At 33.0% G+C, this 17787-nt stretch carries 15 protein-coding genes and 1 other annotated feature; all 15 genes read right to left on the minus strand.

Translation table 11 applies throughout. The features are described from left to right. Positions 1-49: 49 nt before the first annotated feature. Positions 50-2275 (minus strand): peptidase U32 family protein, encoded by a 2226-nt coding sequence (locus tag B5D14_RS09550; protein WP_078712406.1) that lies wholly within the window; start codon positions 2273-2275, stop codon positions 50-52. Next, a complete protein-coding gene (locus tag B5D14_RS09555) occupies positions 2272-2739 on the minus strand; it encodes a DNA-deoxyinosine glycosylase (protein WP_078712407.1) in 468 nt (155 codons plus the stop codon). Before B5D14_RS09555 ends, B5D14_RS09550 begins: the two co-directional genes overlap by 4 nt. Next, the gene (locus B5D14_RS09560; protein ID WP_078712408.1) at positions 2736-4109 is read right to left on the minus strand and encodes an L-serine ammonia-lyase, iron-sulfur-dependent, subunit alpha; all 1374 of its coding nucleotides are present in this window, start codon (positions 4107-4109) and stop codon (positions 2736-2738) included. Before B5D14_RS09560 ends, B5D14_RS09555 begins: the two co-directional genes overlap by 4 nt. A gap of 2 nt (positions 4110-4111) precedes the next feature. Next, a complete protein-coding gene (gene holA / locus B5D14_RS09565; RefSeq protein ID WP_078712409.1) occupies positions 4112-5068 on the minus strand; it encodes a DNA polymerase III subunit delta in 957 nt (318 codons plus the stop codon). Positions 5069-5072: 4 nt separating this feature from the next. Further along, on the minus strand, positions 5073-6962 hold the full coding sequence (locus tag B5D14_RS09570; RefSeq protein ID WP_078712410.1) for a ComEC/Rec2 family competence protein: 1890 nt from the start codon (positions 6960-6962) through the stop codon (positions 5073-5075). After that, positions 6953-7411, minus strand: coding sequence for a ComEA family DNA-binding protein (locus tag B5D14_RS09575; protein WP_078712411.1), 459 nt, complete (start codon positions 7409-7411; stop codon positions 6953-6955). Before B5D14_RS09575 ends, B5D14_RS09570 begins: the two co-directional genes overlap by 10 nt. 43 nt (positions 7412-7454) lie before the next feature. Then, positions 7455-7922, minus strand: a complete 468-nt coding sequence (gene greA / locus B5D14_RS09580) for a transcription elongation factor GreA (RefSeq protein ID WP_078712490.1) — start codon at positions 7920-7922, stop codon at positions 7455-7457. A gap of 29 nt (positions 7923-7951) precedes the next feature. After that, a complete protein-coding gene (gene udk, locus B5D14_RS09585; RefSeq protein ID WP_078712412.1) occupies positions 7952-8581 on the minus strand; it encodes a uridine kinase in 630 nt (209 codons plus the stop codon). A gap of 12 nt (positions 8582-8593) precedes the next feature. After that, a complete protein-coding gene (gene mltG, locus B5D14_RS09590; protein ID WP_078712413.1) occupies positions 8594-9694 on the minus strand; it encodes an endolytic transglycosylase MltG in 1101 nt (366 codons plus the stop codon). Beyond that, complete coding sequence (locus tag B5D14_RS09595) at positions 9660-9938, minus strand: DUF1292 domain-containing protein (protein ID WP_200804802.1); 279 nt, start codon at positions 9936-9938, stop codon at positions 9660-9662. The genes mltG and B5D14_RS09595 overlap by 35 nt, the downstream gene beginning before the upstream one ends. A gap of 39 nt (positions 9939-9977) precedes the next feature. Continuing rightward, on the minus strand, positions 9978-10397 hold the full coding sequence (ruvX, locus tag B5D14_RS09600; protein WP_078712414.1) for a Holliday junction resolvase RuvX: 420 nt from the start codon (positions 10395-10397) through the stop codon (positions 9978-9980). A gap of 2 nt (positions 10398-10399) precedes the next feature. Then, on the minus strand, positions 10400-10663 hold the full coding sequence (locus tag B5D14_RS09605; protein WP_078712415.1) for an IreB family regulatory phosphoprotein: 264 nt from the start codon (positions 10661-10663) through the stop codon (positions 10400-10402). Positions 10664-10717: 54 nt separating this feature from the next. Beyond that, positions 10718-13342, minus strand: a complete 2625-nt coding sequence (gene alaS / locus B5D14_RS09610) for an alanine--tRNA ligase (RefSeq protein ID WP_078712416.1) — start codon at positions 13340-13342, stop codon at positions 10718-10720. Between the two features lie 42 nt (positions 13343-13384). After that, positions 13385-13583 (minus strand) — a binding site (T-box leader). Positions 13584-13621: 38 nt separating this feature from the next. Continuing rightward, positions 13622-14872: a 2-hydroxyacyl-CoA dehydratase gene (locus B5D14_RS12375; RefSeq protein WP_200804803.1), complete on the minus strand. Its 1251-nt coding sequence runs from the start codon at positions 14870-14872 to the stop codon at positions 13622-13624. After that, positions 14853-17786: an acyl-CoA dehydratase activase-related protein gene (locus tag B5D14_RS09620; protein ID WP_078712418.1), complete on the minus strand. Its 2934-nt coding sequence runs from the start codon at positions 17784-17786 to the stop codon at positions 14853-14855. Before B5D14_RS09620 ends, B5D14_RS12375 begins: the two co-directional genes overlap by 20 nt. Position 17787 lies beyond the last annotated feature (1 nt).

The raw sequence follows: 17787 nt of genomic DNA on the forward strand, positions 1-17787 counted from the left end.
AAAATATTATACCAAAATTAGTAGCTCTTTTGAAGAATTAATTAAAGTTCTAAAGTTCATTTTCCTCACAAATAATGCGAGTTTCTTGATTATTTTCAATTGTGAAACGAATAACTTTTGGATAGTCACTGTTTTCCATCTTTTGGTAAGGATTTGCCTCCAAAAGATGTTGTATACAACTTGCATCACCAAATAAAGGATAATGATTTCCTTTGATATCCACCAAACTGTAAGATTGTATTTTACAAAGTGAACAATTTTTCTTATTGCCATCACTGCATAAATTGTTAACAACACATGTTTTTGTTGTCATTAGATCACGATAGCCATAGTTAAATAAGGCAATTTGTGGTTTTATTCCATATCTTTGTACAAAAGAAGATACACATTGTTCTACTTCCTGATCATCCATTTCTTGAGATAGCTCTACACATTGGATCCCTTGTTTGTATAGAAAATGCAATGCATAGCTATTAGTGACATTGAAATGATGGGTAGCAAAGAGTCGGTTTTCTTGGAAGAGACCACCTATTTCACTTAATATAAGGGATCTATCTTTTGGATACTCACCCTGTTCATTAACAACATTGCATAATCCAAAGCATGTCGGGTGATGATCTATCAATACCGGATTTGATGAGGAAACGATGCAATCACTTGGGACTGCTTGAAATTGTTCCTCCGTATTGACTTCAACCCAACCCTGATCATAGTTTGAATTAAGCGTATAGTTTTTATGATCATATGGAATTGTATTTCGTGATATTGCTGTTGAGCGTAGATGATTTAACTCTTCAATAGCCATTCTACGACATTCATTGATTTGTTTTAGAGGCATGAAGAAAGGTTCAATCTTTCCAGTGATATTTTTACATGTATACACTGTATCATTGAGTTTTAATAACTGCTCATTGAGTCGCTCTTTATCAATCGGTGCTTTCATTGCTTCTTGGGCTGCACTTTGAGACTGTTTTGTAACTGTATGAAGTCCATCACTTATTGTAAGAACAAGTGGTTTATTGACTTCAACATCTACATGCATGGATAAATTAACTTTGCGAACACATTCGCCTTTTTCTAAAGCCTGCATTAATTTTGAATCAGTTGTTTTTACGACAGGACTACCTACCTTGACATAACGTTGATCACTAAATGTAACCAGTTCACCAACGGATGCATGATTTACTAATCTTCCATTTACTTCAATTTTATTTGCAACTAAACCCAAATCTTCTTTATCATCTAAAATTCGTAATCCATCATGTTGATTTAGTTCTTGGTTAAGTTGAATTGTAAAACCATCTTTGCTTGCTTTAACAACCTTACCCAAGGGTATCCCAATGTGATTAGGGCGATTCATACTCATCAATGCTTTTCCATTTGTATGAAATAAATGACCTTTTGTAAAGCCTCGATTAAATAATAGCTTTAATTCTTCTAATCGCTTTGGTGTAATTTTATACGATTTACCTTCGTAATAACTATCAATAGCTTCTCTAAAACAACGTGTAACTAGATAGACATATTCAGGACGTTTCATTCGTCCTTCTATTTTCAAACTCGTAACGCCAGCTTTAATGAGTTGATCTAATTCATCAATAACATTTAAATCACGAGGACTCAATAAATATTTATCTACAGAAGAAATAACTTGTTGTTTATCTTCGTTGAATAAATTGTATTGCATACGACAATATTGAGCACAAGCACCACGATTACCAGAGCGGTGTTGGAGTAAACTACTCATTAAACATTGTCCAGAATAACTTACACAAAGAGCACCATAGGAGAAGACTTCAATCTCTATCCCCTGCTTACAACATTCCTCAATGATTTCAAGTGGTGTTTCTCTTGCTAATACAACTCGACTTGCGCCCAATGACTTCATAACGCAAACACCTGATACATTATGAATATGCATTTGTGTTGAACAATGAATTTCAAAATCAGGATATTCACTTCTTAATCGCTCAAATAAGCCTAAATCTTGAACAATAAGTGCATCCACACCAATTTCATAATAGAATGCAACTTCCTTCATGGCCTCATCAATTTCATTTTCATATAAAAGTGTATTCATTGTGACATAGAGTTTAACACCCCATAAATGACATGACATCGTGGCTTCAATCATTTCATCATGATTAAAATTACCCGCAAAAGCACGAGCACCAAATTGACTACCACCACAATAAATTGCATCTGCTCCAGCCATAATAGCGGCTTGTAATGCCTCCATTGTACCTGCAGGTGCTAAACATTCTATTTTTTTCATTTGATTTCCTTTATCACTTTGTACTGTTTGATTAAATCATCTAATTTAAATATTGCATTTGCACTACTTGTACTAGGACACGCAATCACTTGAATCTTTAAATGACTCAGATATTTTTTATATAAACTTTCAGCTTTTTTGCCATTGAGAATGATGCATTGAATGGGATAATCTTGAATCAATTGTTCAATATTATTTACTTTTACATCTTGAATCGTAGCATCATTACTATTTTCTATCGTACAAGATTGGATAACATCCCATAGTGCTAAATGATGTCTTAAGATAAATTCTTTACGATCTATAATTTCTTCATTGTAGATTGCACTTAATACTTTCCAAAAACGATTTTGAGGATTAGCGTAATAAAATGATTGCTTGCGAGAAATAACAGAAGGAAATGATCCTAGAATTAATACCTTACTTTTCTTATCAATGATTGGTTCTAATGGATGTTCAATCATAGTTTGAATTTTATTGGACTTGTAGGTTCATCGTTTTCATCAAGTACAATGTCATCAAAAACAAGGGTATCTTCAAGTTCAATATCATCTTCCGTTAAAGGTAAGATAATCTTTTGTTTTTCCTCATAACAGTCTTTGGCTTCAAGAAGGATTTTAGGTTCATCTTTTGTTTTGAATTCATTTGCTAAGCCACCCAATGAAGTTTCTTTTAATTCAATCGCAATTTTTTGTCCTGTATAATTCATTGTATTAACAATCATATCGAATGTTACTTTGTTTGGTTTTATCTTGTACATATATTTAGAAAGCGTACACGCATCAAGTGCTCTTAATACGGCCACTGCATTGCGCTCAATACAAGGAATAATCACATATCCTTCTACTGGATCACAAGTTAATCCTAAATTATGTTCTATTCCAATTTCTGCAGCATATTCGATTTGTTTAATATTTAAATCATTTAAGTAAGCTGCTGCTGCACTGGCCATAGCACAAGCAGTACCAACCTCAGCTTGGCATCCGCCAATAGCTCCCGATATGGTTGCGTTAGTTTTAATTAAGTTTCCAAATATTCCCGCAACCATTAAGGCACGAATCAACTTATTTCTAGAAATCCCTACATCGTTATAGTAGTAATACATCAAGGATGCAAGCACACCACAAGCACCTAAAGTGGGTGCAGTAACCACCTCACCAAGAGAAGCATTCTCTTCACATGCACCATAGGCATAAGACATTAAAAGTAGCTTTGTTTTTTCATTATCATCTTGTGTAGTTTGAGCTTGTATGTTTAATGACTTTGCACATTTCTCTACGTTGAGTCTACCAGGTAGAATTCCTGTAGCATTGATACCACGATGAACAGAATTCAACATCGCTGTTAAAACACCATTTAAATACTGCTCAATGTTATCATCTTCATTTTCTAGTACATAATCAACAAGATTTATTTTTTGATTTGTACATAACTCTTTTATTTCATCCAATGATTTCTCTGGATAACATTCTTCGTTATATGATAATTTCTTTTCTTTGATATCAATACTTCCTCCACCTAAAGAGAAAACAGTCCACAAAGCAATGCACACATTTTCTTGATTATATCCTCTTAGATAGAATCCGTTTGGATGTCTTTCTTCCCATGTTGCATTGAAATGAATTTCTACACTAGATGGTGCAAGTGTATCTTCAATAATCTTATCAGTAAAATGTCCCTTTCCAGTTAAGGAAAGAGAACCAAATAAATCCACTTCATATCGAGGTAATTGCCCATATTCTTCTAAGAATAAAAGACAAGCTCGTTTTGGCGCTAGTGTATGACTGCTACTAGGACCAGGTCCAATTTTATATAATTCGCGTAATGATTGCATAGTTACCTCGCCGTTCTAATTAAAAATAATTCAAATCCAATTTTTTTATCAACTAATCCCATCTTAAAAGACTGATCTAATTCAGCTAAAGAGTTTAAAATAGTAAGACAACGATCTTTCGATAATCCACGTAGTGATTCAATTGCTTTTGTTACTCGAAATGGATGAACTTTTAGTTCTCGTTGTATTTCTTTTTCACCTAATCCCATATCTAGATAAGTTTTAACTTGATATAAAAGTCTAAACTGACTTGCAAGTAAAGCTACTAAATAGATTGGGTCCTTATTCAAAACGAATAAATCATTCCATAAATGCAAAGCACCTTTAATGTTTCTGCTTACTACGTCATTAACTAGATGAAATACATCTTCATCAAGAGGTCGACTAATTAAGTGTGCTACATCATTTTTATTCATTTCACTTCCATATAAAACCATTTTTTCAAGTTCAGAATGAAAGTTTTCTAAATCATTAGGAAGTCTAGATAACAATTCTTCTTTACCATCAAGTGTTAGTTTTACATGATTTTCATTGAGTGCCTTTGAAACATAAGACTTAAAATCTTGCAAAGAAAGACGGTCATATTGAAAACAACGTGCATTTCCTTGAAGCAGTTTTACTATCTTCTTTCGTTTATCAACAGTCACATCACCATAGAAAATCAAATCAGCATCATAAGCTGAATTTTTTAAGTACTTTTCTAAACTCAACATCTCAGTATCACTTAGACTTTTTTGAGCAGATAAAAATACAGGATTATTAATAATAACAGTTTTCCTCTCATTAAAGAATGGAGGTGTATTGCAATCCTCCAAGACTGTATGAATGGAAAAGTCTGGTGATTGTCCATCATAAAAAATAGTATCCATCGAAGTACTATCCGTTCCACTTTGGCCTATGATTTTATTTAGTTCTTTTCGTAAAAGATATGACTCTGAACCTAGGATTAAATAATTCATTTTATCACCACCTAGATATTATACCAATTTTTCCCCTACTCGTGAGTATGAAATTGAGAAATCTTGTAAAAAATATACTGATATCACCATCTTGTGCAGTATTTAGTGTATAAACATTGAATTTATTCAATAATTCCAGTGTCTCTTGGTGAGGATGACCATAACGATTGTTTAAGCCACTCGAAATAATCGCTAATTTAGGTCTAGATTTCGTTAATAACGCTTTAGAAGTACTAGTCTTTGAGCCATGATGTCCAATTTTAAGAATATCAATGTTTAACAATTGCTTATCTTTGAGCAGATTATGTTCAACTTGTTTGGATGCATCCGCCATCATCAAGAAATGAGTTTGATTCATTTGTATAAAATGAATCAGCGAATTATCATTATCCTCTTCAAATGTTCTTTGATTTAAGCTTTCAATTTTGAGTTTTTGCGTTGTAAAGGAATCGGTGGTATCAATGACTTCCTTGACTTCAAAATCGTTCATTAAACTACCTAGATTCCCTGCATGATCCTCATCATAATGTGTAATGAAAATAACATCTATTTTGTGGATTGTACGAGCTTCTAAGTTTGACTTAAGAAGTTCATAATTCTTACTTGATCCTGTATCAATTAAAATATTCTTTTGATTAAAAGCTTCACGTATTAACATACTATCTCCTTGCCCTATTTGAAGAAAAACAAGTTCACTCAACGGATGAAAAAATCCAAATTGTATAAAAAGTAGATAAATAACTAGTGATGCTTCCATACGATGTTTTTTAAAACAAAATGGGACAAGCAAATATAGAATAAGCCCAAATCCTTTGGGATTACCAGTTAACTCAAAGACATGGAGCAAATCTACAATAGAGGATAGTAGTTCATAAAAAGAGGAACCCAAAAATGGAAAAAAAAGAAGAAGAATAGAATAACAGGTCATTAATCCTTGAATTAATACAATAACGAAATAAAAGAAAACAAGACCAACATGTATTTTAGAAAAGAAAAAAGATTGAATCACACAAATAAATAAGAATCGCACTATCTTTTTATGATTTGTTGTTACTTGAAGTAAACGAAAACCAAACGGAATAATGAAAGATAACGATGTACATTGATTTATATTACTCAACAAACAAAGAAAGCCAAAACAACCTGTACGAAATTTACTATCTCCATGAATAAAACGACACAAATAAGAGAACAAAATACGCAATGATACAAAACTGAATCCAGTAATTAATAGATTAAGAAAAATTAGAAATCCTTCTATCCATCGAATGGATTTCTCATACATAAAAAAACGAAGCAGTTTACGTAAAATAAGAAGGAATCCAACAAATGGAAATCCAATTGCATTTAAAACCCCCACAAAATCCTCGCGATCACTGGACACATTAAAGAATGTCTTATTTAGATATTCTTTTTGAGGATGCTGTTCAATTATTTTTTGAAAATTACGGCGAATGGTAGTTCCCTCTTTTACCTTATGGCAAGTTGTAGCGTAAATTGAGGAGTTTAAGGATTGCTGCTTTGCCCATGTTTCAAAAGAAAATCCAAATGAAGATGGTGCACTTTGAATTTCATTCCCCTTTCCTTCAACTTGAATGATACTATCATAATCACGTATTTTACAGTTTGAAACCAATGTACGAACACCCTTATGTTCAATCACAATACTATTCGTAGTTAACTGAACAATTTTGCCTTCATAAATTGTTGCATAAGGAATGTTTGTACTGCTGATGATAAGCCCAGATAAAATAATAAGTAAAATTACTGTCAGGTCACGATACTTATAGAACCAAAGTAGAACTAAAAAAGGAACTGCAACATAAGAATATTCTTTAAAATACAAAATAATGAAACAATTAAGAAATAAAGGTAAACATCGATTTACAAACATAATTGATCCTTGAGTTGATTAAATCGTGCTTGCTTGATTCCAGGAACATTCATCAAATCTTCTAATGATTGAAATAGACCGTTTTTATTTCGAAATTGTATGATTTTATCTGCAGTACTTTCACCAATTCCCTTTAGAGTAATTAATTCCTCTTTACTTGCAAAGTTGATGGATATCTTTTTTATTTCAGTTTTCTTTGATATTTGAATCACATCACCATCCGCAAGTACAATTTGAGGGTTGATTGTCGATGTATCAGCAGATTTAGTTAATTCTACTTCTCTTAATGCATCACGAATCGTCGCATAAGGCTTTAAACATACTTCCTTTTCTTCTGCGACTTCTCCTTGAATTGATACACGAATACAGCTTACAGATTCAATTTGAATGGGCTCTAGTTTTGGACATGTTATTGAGTAAAGCAACAAAAAAATAAGTAGTATCTTCATTTTAGATCACCTACTTATTTTTATGGTTTACAATTATGTCTTCCTACTTAACAGAAAGAATTTTTACTTGGTATGGTTCATCAACTTCTACTTCAACCACTGCACCAACTTTTTTCTCAAGAAGTGCCACAGCTAATGGAGTTACATTTGAAAGTTTACCATTCAATGGATCAGATTCTACTGAACCTACAATAATAAATGTTTCTTTTTCATTTGTATCTAAGTCTTGAATTTCAACCGTAGAACCTAGCTTAACAATTTGAGAACGACCCTTCTTTTCTTGGATTAGTTCCACATTGTTTAACATGACTTCTAAATCACGAATACGTGCTTCTACTTGTGCTTGACGATCTCTTGCAGCATCGTAGTCTGCATTTTCTGATAAGTCACCTTGTGCACGAGCAGCTTTTAAATCTTCAATAACTTCATTTTTTACTACGTGTACTAAATTGTCATATTCCTTTTTTAATTCATCTAACCCTTCTTGGGTTACATAAATTTTTTCATCCATTACCATAAAATCACTCCTAACGTACCGTATTATAGCATATTACGGGTAATAATACTACTTATTTTTGTGGTTAGTAAATCGATAGCCACGCTGTTTTTACCACCCTCTGGGATGATAATATCAGCATATCGCTTACTTGGTTCAATAAATAAACTATGCATATCTCTTACTGTTTTCATATATTGATTGATGACAGAATCCAAGGTTCTACCTCGATCTTCAACATCTCGTTTAACACGTCTGATGAAGCGAATGTCAGCATCTGTATCTACAAATAACTTAATATCCAATAGATCACGAAGGTGCTCATTCTCTAAAACAAACAATCCTTCAAGAATTAATACATCACAAGGCTTAACTATCTCTGTTTCACGACTTCGCGTATGATTTACAAAATCATAAATCGGTTTTTCAATAGTATGACCCTGTAATAATTCACCAATTTGTTCAAGTAAATAATCAGTATCAAACGCAAATGGATGATCATAGTTTGTTTTTACTCTTTCTTCCATTGGCAAATGTGTTTGATCCTTATAGTAATCATCTTGACGTATGATAGTTACAGAATTTGTATCAGCAAACGCTTCCATTACTTTTCTCGCTACACTTGTTTTTCCAGATGCACTGCCCCCAGCAATTCCAATAACAATTGGCCTCATTCATTCATCCTCCTATTTTTTTAAATATTTATTTACATTCTTTTGATGTTCAGCGTAAGTCTCTGCGTAATAAACAGTTCCATCTCCATAAACATCAGCCATAAAGTAATAATATTTAGAAGAAGTTGGGTTTAAAACGGCTTCAATTGCAGCCTCACCTGGGTTTAAAATAGGTCCTGGAGGAAGTCCAGTATATTTATATGTATTGTATGGTGAATCAAAACTAGGATTTACTTCACATTTCATCCAATCATCACCTTTATTGATATCAATTGCATAACATACAGTAACACTACTTTGTAACATCATTCCTGTATCCAAGCGATTGTAGAATACACCCGCAATTAACTTCATATCTTCTGCTTTGCTAGCTTCATATTGAACAATTGAAGCTAATGTAAAGAGTTCATGTATACTCATTCCTCTTTCAGCAGAAACACGATCAAAGTCAGCTTTGTATTTATCATAGATTTTTAAAGTTTGATCTAACATTTTTTCTGTTACATCTTGTGCAGTTGTTTCTTGGAAGAAATCATATGTATTAGGGAATAAATAACCCTCTAAATAAACACGACTATTATCATTAAAGATATCTTCAGTTAAGAAAGGATATTTAGGCATTAATGATCGAATATAATCTTGATTATTCCATAATGCAAATAATTCATCTTCAGAAACATTGGTTGTTGCAGTTACTTTTGAAGCAATGTGTTTTGCCCAATCACCTTCAATAATGGTAATACGAGTATCATTGACATTTGCTGATTTGGAATCATTTAAATATTCTAAAATTTGTTTAGTACTCCAATTTTTATCTAATGTGTACTCACCTTTTTTTACACTAGTAAGATTGCTTGTTTTAGCAAATAACAATGCTGTGAAATCATTTTTTATAAATCCTTCATCTCTTAGATTCTTTAATACCGTTTTCATTGATTGACCACTTTCAATCACAAATGACGCTTGCATAGAATCTTTAGATACTGGTTTTAGAGAATCTGTATAAATAAAGTAAGAAGTTCCACCTGCTAATAAGAACACAAGGACTACTAAAATAAGTAGATTTTTAATGTTTAACTTACGCTTTCTCTTCTTCGCTATCTTCTTCGTCATTTTCAATTTCCTCCACAAAAGCCCCAAATACTTCTTCAATCATATTCCACTCATCAGGATCATTAACGGGTACCATTTCTCCTTCAGGTGTATAGGAGCAAGCGAATACTTCTCCTTCAGGATCTTGTGGGTCAGTAAATAGAACGTAGCTTTTTTCTCTTGAATCATCATCAAAAGTAAAAAGTATTTCCATTTCTTTTTGTGAACCATCTTCTTCAGTAATTGTAATTTTATTTGTTTCCATGATTGTTCTCCTTTTCAAAATAAAGGGCGTAAAAACGCCCTAGTAAGTTCTATCAAGATATCCTTGTAATATTTGAACGGCAGCCATTTGATCAATGACCTTTTTTCTTTTCTTTCTTGAAACATCTGCAGCAATGAGAATCTTTTCAGCAGCTACAGTTGATAGACGTTCATCGACTAGGATAATTGGACAAGAACATTTTTCTTCAAGCATTTCTTTGAAGTCGATACAGATTTGTCCCCGAATACCAATGTCATTATTCATATGCTTTGGTAATCCTAATACGATTTCATCTGGTGCAAATTCTTTGACGCATTCTAGTACTTGATCACAAGCATTTTCATATTGATCAGCTGGAAAGCGAATTGTTTTTACTGCTCTAGCAACGATTCCCAAAGGATCACTAACTGCTACGCCACATGTTACACTACCTAAATCTAAGCCTAGAACACGTTTCATGTCTATTTATTTTCCTCTAAGTAGTATCGCACTAATTCTTCGATAAGCTCATGTCTTTCCACGGATTGAATAATGCTTCTTGCATTTCTGTGACTTGAAATGTAAGCGGGGTCATTTGAGATTAAATATCCTGCCAATTGATTAACAGAATTATATCCTCTTTCTTCCAGTGCTTCTTTTGTAAGACGAAGAACTTGTTTGATGTTGTTACGACGAATTTCATCTGATTTGAAATTCATTGTTTCAGTTAAATCTTTATTTGTCATAGGTCTTTCCCCCTTTACATTATTTTAGCGTAAAATCGTTTAAAATAAAAGCGTTTAAGCAAGTTTTGCTTCGATTGTGTTAAAGATTTCATCGATTTTTGAAGAATCTTTACCACCTGATTGAGCTAGATCTGGTCTACCTCCACCATTTCCACCACTCATGGATGCAGCAAGTTTAGCAATGTCTCCTGCTTTTAATCCTTTGTCGATTGCAGCTTTGCTTGAAGCAACAACGAAAGTTACTTTATCATCACTCACATTCGCAATAAATACAAACGAGTCTTCACATTTATTTCTTAATACTTCGGCATAGGATTTTAGTGAATTTGGATCAGCATTTTCTTTTCGTAACATGATGACATTCAAACCACCAATTGATTTTGCTTGTTTAACAGTTTCATCAGCTTCAAGCATCATCATTTTTTCATTTTGTTTTTGTAAATCTTTCTTTAATTGATTATTTTCTTCCATCATGAGTGCTACTTTTTCTTCTAGTAAATTGATGGAATTTAACTTCATATTATTTGCGATAGATTTCATTGTATTTTCTCTTGCAATTAAATCAAAGTAAGCAGCCATTTTTGTCTTTGATGTGATACGACGAATACCAGATCCAATACTTTCTTCAGCTTCAATTTTAAATACTCCAATTTCTTGCGTATTGCTTACATGTGTTCCTCCACAAAATTCCTTAGAAACATCACCCATGGAAACAACACGTACAGTATCTCCATATTTTTCATCAAATAAAGCAATTGCCCCTGAATTTTTTGCATCATCTATTGTAAGTACTTCTGTAATTACTGGATTATCATGCATAATCATTGCGTTTACTTCTTGTTCAATTTTACGTAATTGCTCATCACTTAGTTTTTCAAAATGAGTAAAGTCAAAACGTGCATAATCAGCACATACATAAGAACCTGCTTGTGCGATATGTGTTCCAACTACTTTTCTTAAAGCACTTTGAAGTAAATGCAATGAAGAGTGATTAGCTTTAATATTTAAACGACGTTCAATATCAATTGTTCCATCCACAATATCACCTACTGCAAGAGTTCCTTTAATATCTACTAAATGATGAAGATGTTGCTTGTGTGGTGCCTTTTTAACATCGGTAACAAATGCAGTGAACGAATCATTACAGAAAGTACCCGTATCAGCAATTTGCCCACCACTTTCAGCATAGAAACAAGTTTGATCAAGGATGATATCACCTTCACCAGTAATACTATCAACTTGAATACCATCTTTAAAACATGCAATTACTTTGCTATGACATGTTGTATCTATATATCCTGTAAAGAATGATTCAATTTCAAAATTCATTAAATCAATGGATTGACTTGACATTGATTGTTCATCATCACGAGCATTACGAGCTCTTTCTTTTTGAAGATTCATTTGTTGATTGAATCCTTCTATATCAACACTATAACCCTTCTCTTCCGCAATTTCTTTTGTAAGTTCTTTTGGAAATCCATACGTATCATAGAGTTTAAACATAACTTCACCATCTAATACTTTTGTATTGGATGCTGCATCCAATGCTTCCATAAGAAGTTTTTCACCATTAGTTAATGTTGCATGGAATGTATCTTCTTCCGTTTTAACTAAACGTGTAACTAAATCCACTTTTTCTTGTAAATACGGATAGAAATCTTCCATCATATCTGCAACAACAGGAACTAGTTGGTACATAAATGCACCTTGAATACCTAATTTAATACCAAAACGAACAGCACGACGAAGTACACGACGTAAAACATAACCTCTTCCTTCGTTAGAGAAAACAGCACCATCACTTAGTGCAAATGTTACAGTACGGATATGATCAGCAATAACGCGATATGCCATCTTGTATTCACCCTCATAAGGATGTTTAGCTATCTTGCTTGTTGCATTTATAACTGGCATAAATAAATCAGTATCAAAGTTGGTTTCTCCATCTTGTATTAATGCAACTAAACGTTCTAATCCCATGCCTGTATCAATGTTTTTTTGAGGTAGCTCTTTGTAATCTTTACGATCTACTCCCTCTTTTGCATCATATTGAGAGAAAACAACATTCCATACTTCGATGTAACGATCATTTTCCATTTCTTCAAAGAATAACTTTTCACCCAATCCTTCAGGATCATATTTAGGTCCTCTGTCATAGAAAATTTCACTATCTGGTCCACTAGGTCCTTCCCCTATTTCCCAAAAGTTATCAGCAGTTCTTAAAATATGACTTGGATCTACTTTACAAATATTCACCCAAGTATTGTAAGCAACTTCATCATCAGGATAAACTGTGATGTACATTTTTTCTTTATCAAAACCAATCCATTCTGGTGATGTTAAAAATTCCCAAGCATATTGAATTGCTTCTTCTTTAAAGTAATCACCAATAGAAAAGTTACCCAGCATTTCAAAGAAAGTATGGTGACGTGCAGTCTTTCCAACATTTTCAATATCATTGGTACGAATACTTTTTTGAGCATTGGTAATGCGATTGCACTTTGGTTTTTCTGAACCATCAAAGTATTTTTTTAATGCTGCAACTCCAGCGTTAATCCAAAGTAATGTAGGATCATTGTGAGGTACTAAACTAGCACCAGGTTCAATAGCGTGTCCCTTACTTGCAAAATAATCTAAAAACATTTGTCTTACTTGATTTCCTGTTAATTGTTTCATTTTCTTTTCCTCCTGACAAAATAAAAACGTTCCTATTGCACTAACAGGAACGTAAAAGTTACGCGGTACCATCCTGATTCATATCGTTGTGATATGCACCTTGATTATCCTTAACGCGAGATTCACGATGGGTATTAACCACTCTCCAAAGTAGCTTCAATAAAATACTGTGAAGATTTACACCAACCATCTTCTCTCTAGAACTCGTATTTAATTTACTCGTCTTTTTCTTCGATTTCTTTATTATTTTAGCATATTTAAAGCCTTTTGCAACAAATACTAAATTTGATTTGCATTTTCTTTAGCAATCGCAAGCATCAGCTTGATTCGGTTTTCTTGATTAACACGAGTTGCACTTGGATCATAGTCAATTGGAACAATATTGGATGTTGGATAATGCTCACGAATTTTACGCGTCATTCCTTTTCCTACGATGTGATTTGGAAGACAGCCAAAGGGCTGAGCACAAACTATATTGTTATAACCTGATTCAATTAACTCCAACATCTCGGCAGTCAATAACCACCCCTCACCCATTTTGTTACCATAACCAACATACCCTTTTATTAACTTCTTCAAATGCATATAACTAGAAGGGAGTTGAAAATGACCATTTTCTTTTACTACTTCAATCATTGCGGATTCAAGTTTTTGAATGTAATTGAATAACACAGAAACAACTTTATATTTGATTGGATTTCCTCCATACAATTTGATATCTTCCATGCGGTTATCTGCTTTAAACAACATAAAGCCCATAACCCCTGGAACCATCACTTCACAATTTTGCTCCAGCAAAAATTTTTCTAAATGATTGTTACCAAGTGCTGAGTATTTGATATAGATTTCACCTACTATACCTACTTTTATTTTCTCTTCACTTCGTTTTTCAATGGTATCAAAATCATTAATAATTGATTTTAAGTTCTTCTTCATATCTTTATAACTCAATCCGCGACCTTGACTAAATTCTTCAGTTAAGTATTGAATCCAGTATTGTATTTTATTCTTTGATGCTCCTTTGATTACTTCATAAGGTTCGATTTGATTATTTAATAACATAATCATATCCCCATAAATCAAAGTCATTAATGCTTGTCGAATCATTTTCAAAGTGAATTTAAATCCAGAATTTTTTTCTAAACCAGATAAATTCAATGAAATAACAGGAACTTGTGAATAGCCTGCTTTAACTAAAGCTTTGCGTAATAAATGAATATAATTTGAAGCACGACATCCACCACCAGTCTGCGTAATCATTAACGCTGTTTTATTCACATCATATTTGCCACTATTTAATGCATCAATTAATTGACCAATAACTAAAAGTGCTGGATAACATGTATCATTATGAACATATTTTAATCCATTTTGCGTAACACTAGGACCTACATTTTCTAAGATTTCAGCATCATAGCCATGAATTTTAAAAACATTGCATAAAAGTGAAAAATGAATTGGCAACATATTGGGTGCAAGTATTTTGTACCCTTTCATTTCTTTAGTAAACTCAATTCGTTGATCTGTCATTTTTATCACCATCCTTTAATGCTGCAAATAAACTGCGCAGCCTTATCTTCACTGCACCTAAATTTGTGATTTCATCAATTTTTATTTGCGTATAGATTTTATTCCCTTTATTTAATAACAATCGAACTTCATCGGCAGTAATCGCATCCACACCACAACCAAAAGACACAAGTTGAATTAGATTAAGATTCTTTTGATGTGTTACAACATCTGCAGCTGCATAAAGACGAGAATGATATGTCCATTGATTTAAAACCGTTGTACTTACTTTCTTTGATAAATGGCTAATACTGTCCTCAGTAATGATGGCAGCGCCACACGACAAAATTAATTTATCAATCCCATGATTAATTTCAGGATCAATATGATAAGGTCTACCCGCTAATACTATTACAGGTTGATTCTTCTTTTCTGCATTTTCAATGATTTGTTTTGCTTTACAGTGAATTTTATCAAAATAGATATTGTTTTCCTTAAAACCTGCTTCAACTGCTTTGGTAACATCTTTTAATTGAATTCCTTTAAATGTATTCCCTAATATCTTTGTCATCTTCTTCGCAAAGTCTTTTGGACGATGAATGCCTATGTAATCATAAATAAAAGATATATTCTTTATTTCTGATACATTCGCTTGAATAACTTCAGGGTAATAAGCAACAACTGGACAGTTATAATGATTATCACCAAGTGACTCATCAATGTTGTAAGTCATGCATGGATAAAATATAGCGTCAATTTCTTTGGTCAATAATTCTTCGATGTGACCATGAACAAGTTTAGCGGGATAACATGCGGTATCGGATGGTATTGTATGCTGTCCTTTTAAATACATTCTATGTGTTGAAAAATCAGTCACCTCACATTGAATTCCTAAAGTGTTAAAGAAACTTGTCCAAAAAGGAAGAAGTTCATACATATTAAGAACTAATGGAATACCTACAACACCTTTTTTGTGTTCCACTTTTTTCATACGATATTCTTGGAGAAGATTACGTTTGTATTCATACATGTTATCTTGGTCAGATTGAGTTAAATTGGTAATTGGTTTCTCACAGCGATTTCCACCAATATACTTTCGACCTTCACCAAATGTATTTACTGTTAAAGCACAATGATTATTACAACCTTGGCAATTGATTGATTGTACTTCATGTGTAAAATCATTCAATTGTTCTAAAGTTAAAATCGTTGATATCTCCTTTTGATTTTGCTTTGCATACAAAGCAGCACCATATGCACCCATCAAACCTGCAATATTTGGACGAACAACATGACCATCAATTTCTAATTCAAAGGCACGAAGAACAGCATCGTTATAAAATGTTCCACCTTGAACAACGATATTTTTACCTAATTCTTTGGCACTTGTAATACGAATAACCTTATATAGAGCATTCTTAACGACACTCATTGAAAGACCTGCCGAAATATTATCTACTGTGGCACCCTCTTTTTGAGCTTGTTTAATGGATGAGTTCATAAATACGGTACAACGTGATCCCAAATCAACTGGATTTTTAGCAAACAAACCAATCTTTGCAAAATCTTCAATGGAATAACCAAGTACTTCTGCAAAACTTTGTAAGAAAGAACCACAACCTGATGAGCAAGCTTCATTTAAAAATATATCATCGATGACACCATTTAATACTTTGAAACACTTGATATCTTGACCACCAATATCAATAATAAAATCAACTTGCGGGTTAAATTTCTTAGCAGCCTTAAAATGAGCGATTGTTTCGACAATACCAAAATCAAGTGATAATGCATTGCGCAACATTTCTTCTCCATACCCAGTTACAGCGCTAGACTTGATGGTTGCATGTGGATACTCAACATAAAATTGTTCAAGAAAATTCTTAACGATACCTACAGGGCTTCCTTCATTGGATTGATAGCTTGATAAAAGAATGTTTTCCTCTTCATCAAGAACCGTCATTTTCACAGTAGTCGATCCAGCATCAATACCTAAATAAACATTCCCTGAATAATTTTTATTTTCAATTGTTTTTACTGTACTTTGATTATGACGATTAGCAAACTCTTCATATTCTTGTTCACTTTGAAAAAGTGGACGTGTTGAAATATAATTAAAAGAAGCAACATAGTTTTTTACTCTTTCAAACATCTCTTGAAATAAAATAGGTTCACTTGCCATGAGTGCTGTTCCAAGTGCTACAAAATACAATGCATTTTTTGGACAGTTACCCTTGCATTTTAATACCTTATCAAATGTATTTCTTAATTCAGAAAGAAACGTAAGTGGGCCACCAAGATACACAATGTTTCCTTTTAATTCACGACCTTGTGCAAGACCTGCAATCGTTTGATTAACCATCGCATAGAAGATACTTGCGGAGATATCATTTTTTTGAGCACCTTGATTTAAAAGTGGTTGAATATCTGATTTTGCGAAAACACCACAACGTGATGCAATAGAGTAAATTTTTGAGTGATCCTTTGCAAGAATGTTCATTTCGTCTGGCGTACTATTTAATAAAGTTGCCATTTGATCAATAAATGCTCCCGTACCACCTGCACAAGAACCATTCATTCTTACTTCCAAACCATCACTTAAAAAAAGAATCTTCGCATCTTCACCACCAAGTTCTATCACAACATCAGCTTCATTTAAATATTCATTTACAGCTACTTTGGTTGCATAGACTTCCTGGACAAAAGGTAATTGAATCACTTCTGCATAACCCATACCTGCAGATCCAGAAATTGCTACTTCCATTTTACTATCTAAAATATTCTCAACCTGGTTAGATATCGCTTGTAACTCTTCATACAAGGCTTCATTAATCTTTGAATAATGTCTTCGATAATTCTTATAAATAATTTCTTTTTCATCATTAAACAAAATACATTTAATGGTTGTTGATCCTATATCAAAACCTAATTTCATA

This window comes from Anaerorhabdus furcosa (assembly GCF_900167375.1).
Lineage (GTDB): Bacteria > Bacillota_I > Bacilli_A > Erysipelotrichales > Erysipelotrichaceae > Anaerorhabdus > Anaerorhabdus furcosa.

Excerpts from the sequence above, each read along its gene's own strand:
- udk (WP_078712412.1), bottom strand. The coding sequence starts at position 8,581 with ATGAGGCCAATTGTTATTGGAATTGCTGGGGGCAGTGCATCTGGAAAA.
- mltG (WP_078712413.1), bottom strand. The coding sequence starts at position 9,694 with ATGACGAAGAAGATAGCGAAGAAGAGAAAGCGTAAGTTAAACATTAAA.
- holA (WP_078712409.1), bottom strand. The coding sequence starts at position 5,068 with ATGAATTATTTAATCCTAGGTTCAGAGTCATATCTTTTACGAAAAGAA.
- ruvX (WP_078712414.1), bottom strand. The coding sequence starts at position 10,397 with ATGAAACGTGTTCTAGGCTTAGATTTAGGTAGTGTAACATGTGGCGTA.
- B5D14_RS09605 (WP_078712415.1), bottom strand. The coding sequence starts at position 10,663 with ATGACAAATAAAGATTTAACTGAAACAATGAATTTCAAATCAGATGAA.
- B5D14_RS12375 (WP_200804803.1), bottom strand. The coding sequence starts at position 14,872 with ATGACAGATCAACGAATTGAGTTTACTAAAGAAATGAAAGGGTACAAA.
- alaS (WP_078712416.1), bottom strand. The coding sequence starts at position 13,342 with ATGAAACAATTAACAGGAAATCAAGTAAGACAAATGTTTTTAGATTAT.
- B5D14_RS09575 (WP_078712411.1), bottom strand. The coding sequence starts at position 7,411 with ATGAAGATACTACTTATTTTTTTGTTGCTTTACTCAATAACATGTCCA.
- B5D14_RS09560 (WP_078712408.1), bottom strand. The coding sequence starts at position 4,109 with ATGCAATCATTACGCGAATTATATAAAATTGGACCTGGTCCTAGTAGC.
- B5D14_RS09555 (WP_078712407.1), bottom strand. The coding sequence starts at position 2,739 with ATGATTGAACATCCATTAGAACCAATCATTGATAAGAAAAGTAAGGTA.
- B5D14_RS09570 (WP_078712410.1), bottom strand. The coding sequence starts at position 6,962 with ATGTTTGTAAATCGATGTTTACCTTTATTTCTTAATTGTTTCATTATT.
- greA (WP_078712490.1), bottom strand. The coding sequence starts at position 7,922 with ATGGATGAAAAAATTTATGTAACCCAAGAAGGGTTAGATGAATTAAAA.
- B5D14_RS09550 (WP_078712406.1), bottom strand. The coding sequence starts at position 2,275 with ATGAAAAAAATAGAATGTTTAGCACCTGCAGGTACAATGGAGGCATTA.
- B5D14_RS09620 (WP_078712418.1), bottom strand. The coding sequence starts at position 17,786 with ATGAAATTAGGTTTTGATATAGGATCAACAACCATTAAATGTATTTTG.
- B5D14_RS09595 (WP_200804802.1), bottom strand. The coding sequence starts at position 9,938 with ATGGAAACAAATAAAATTACAATTACTGAAGAAGATGGTTCACAAAAA.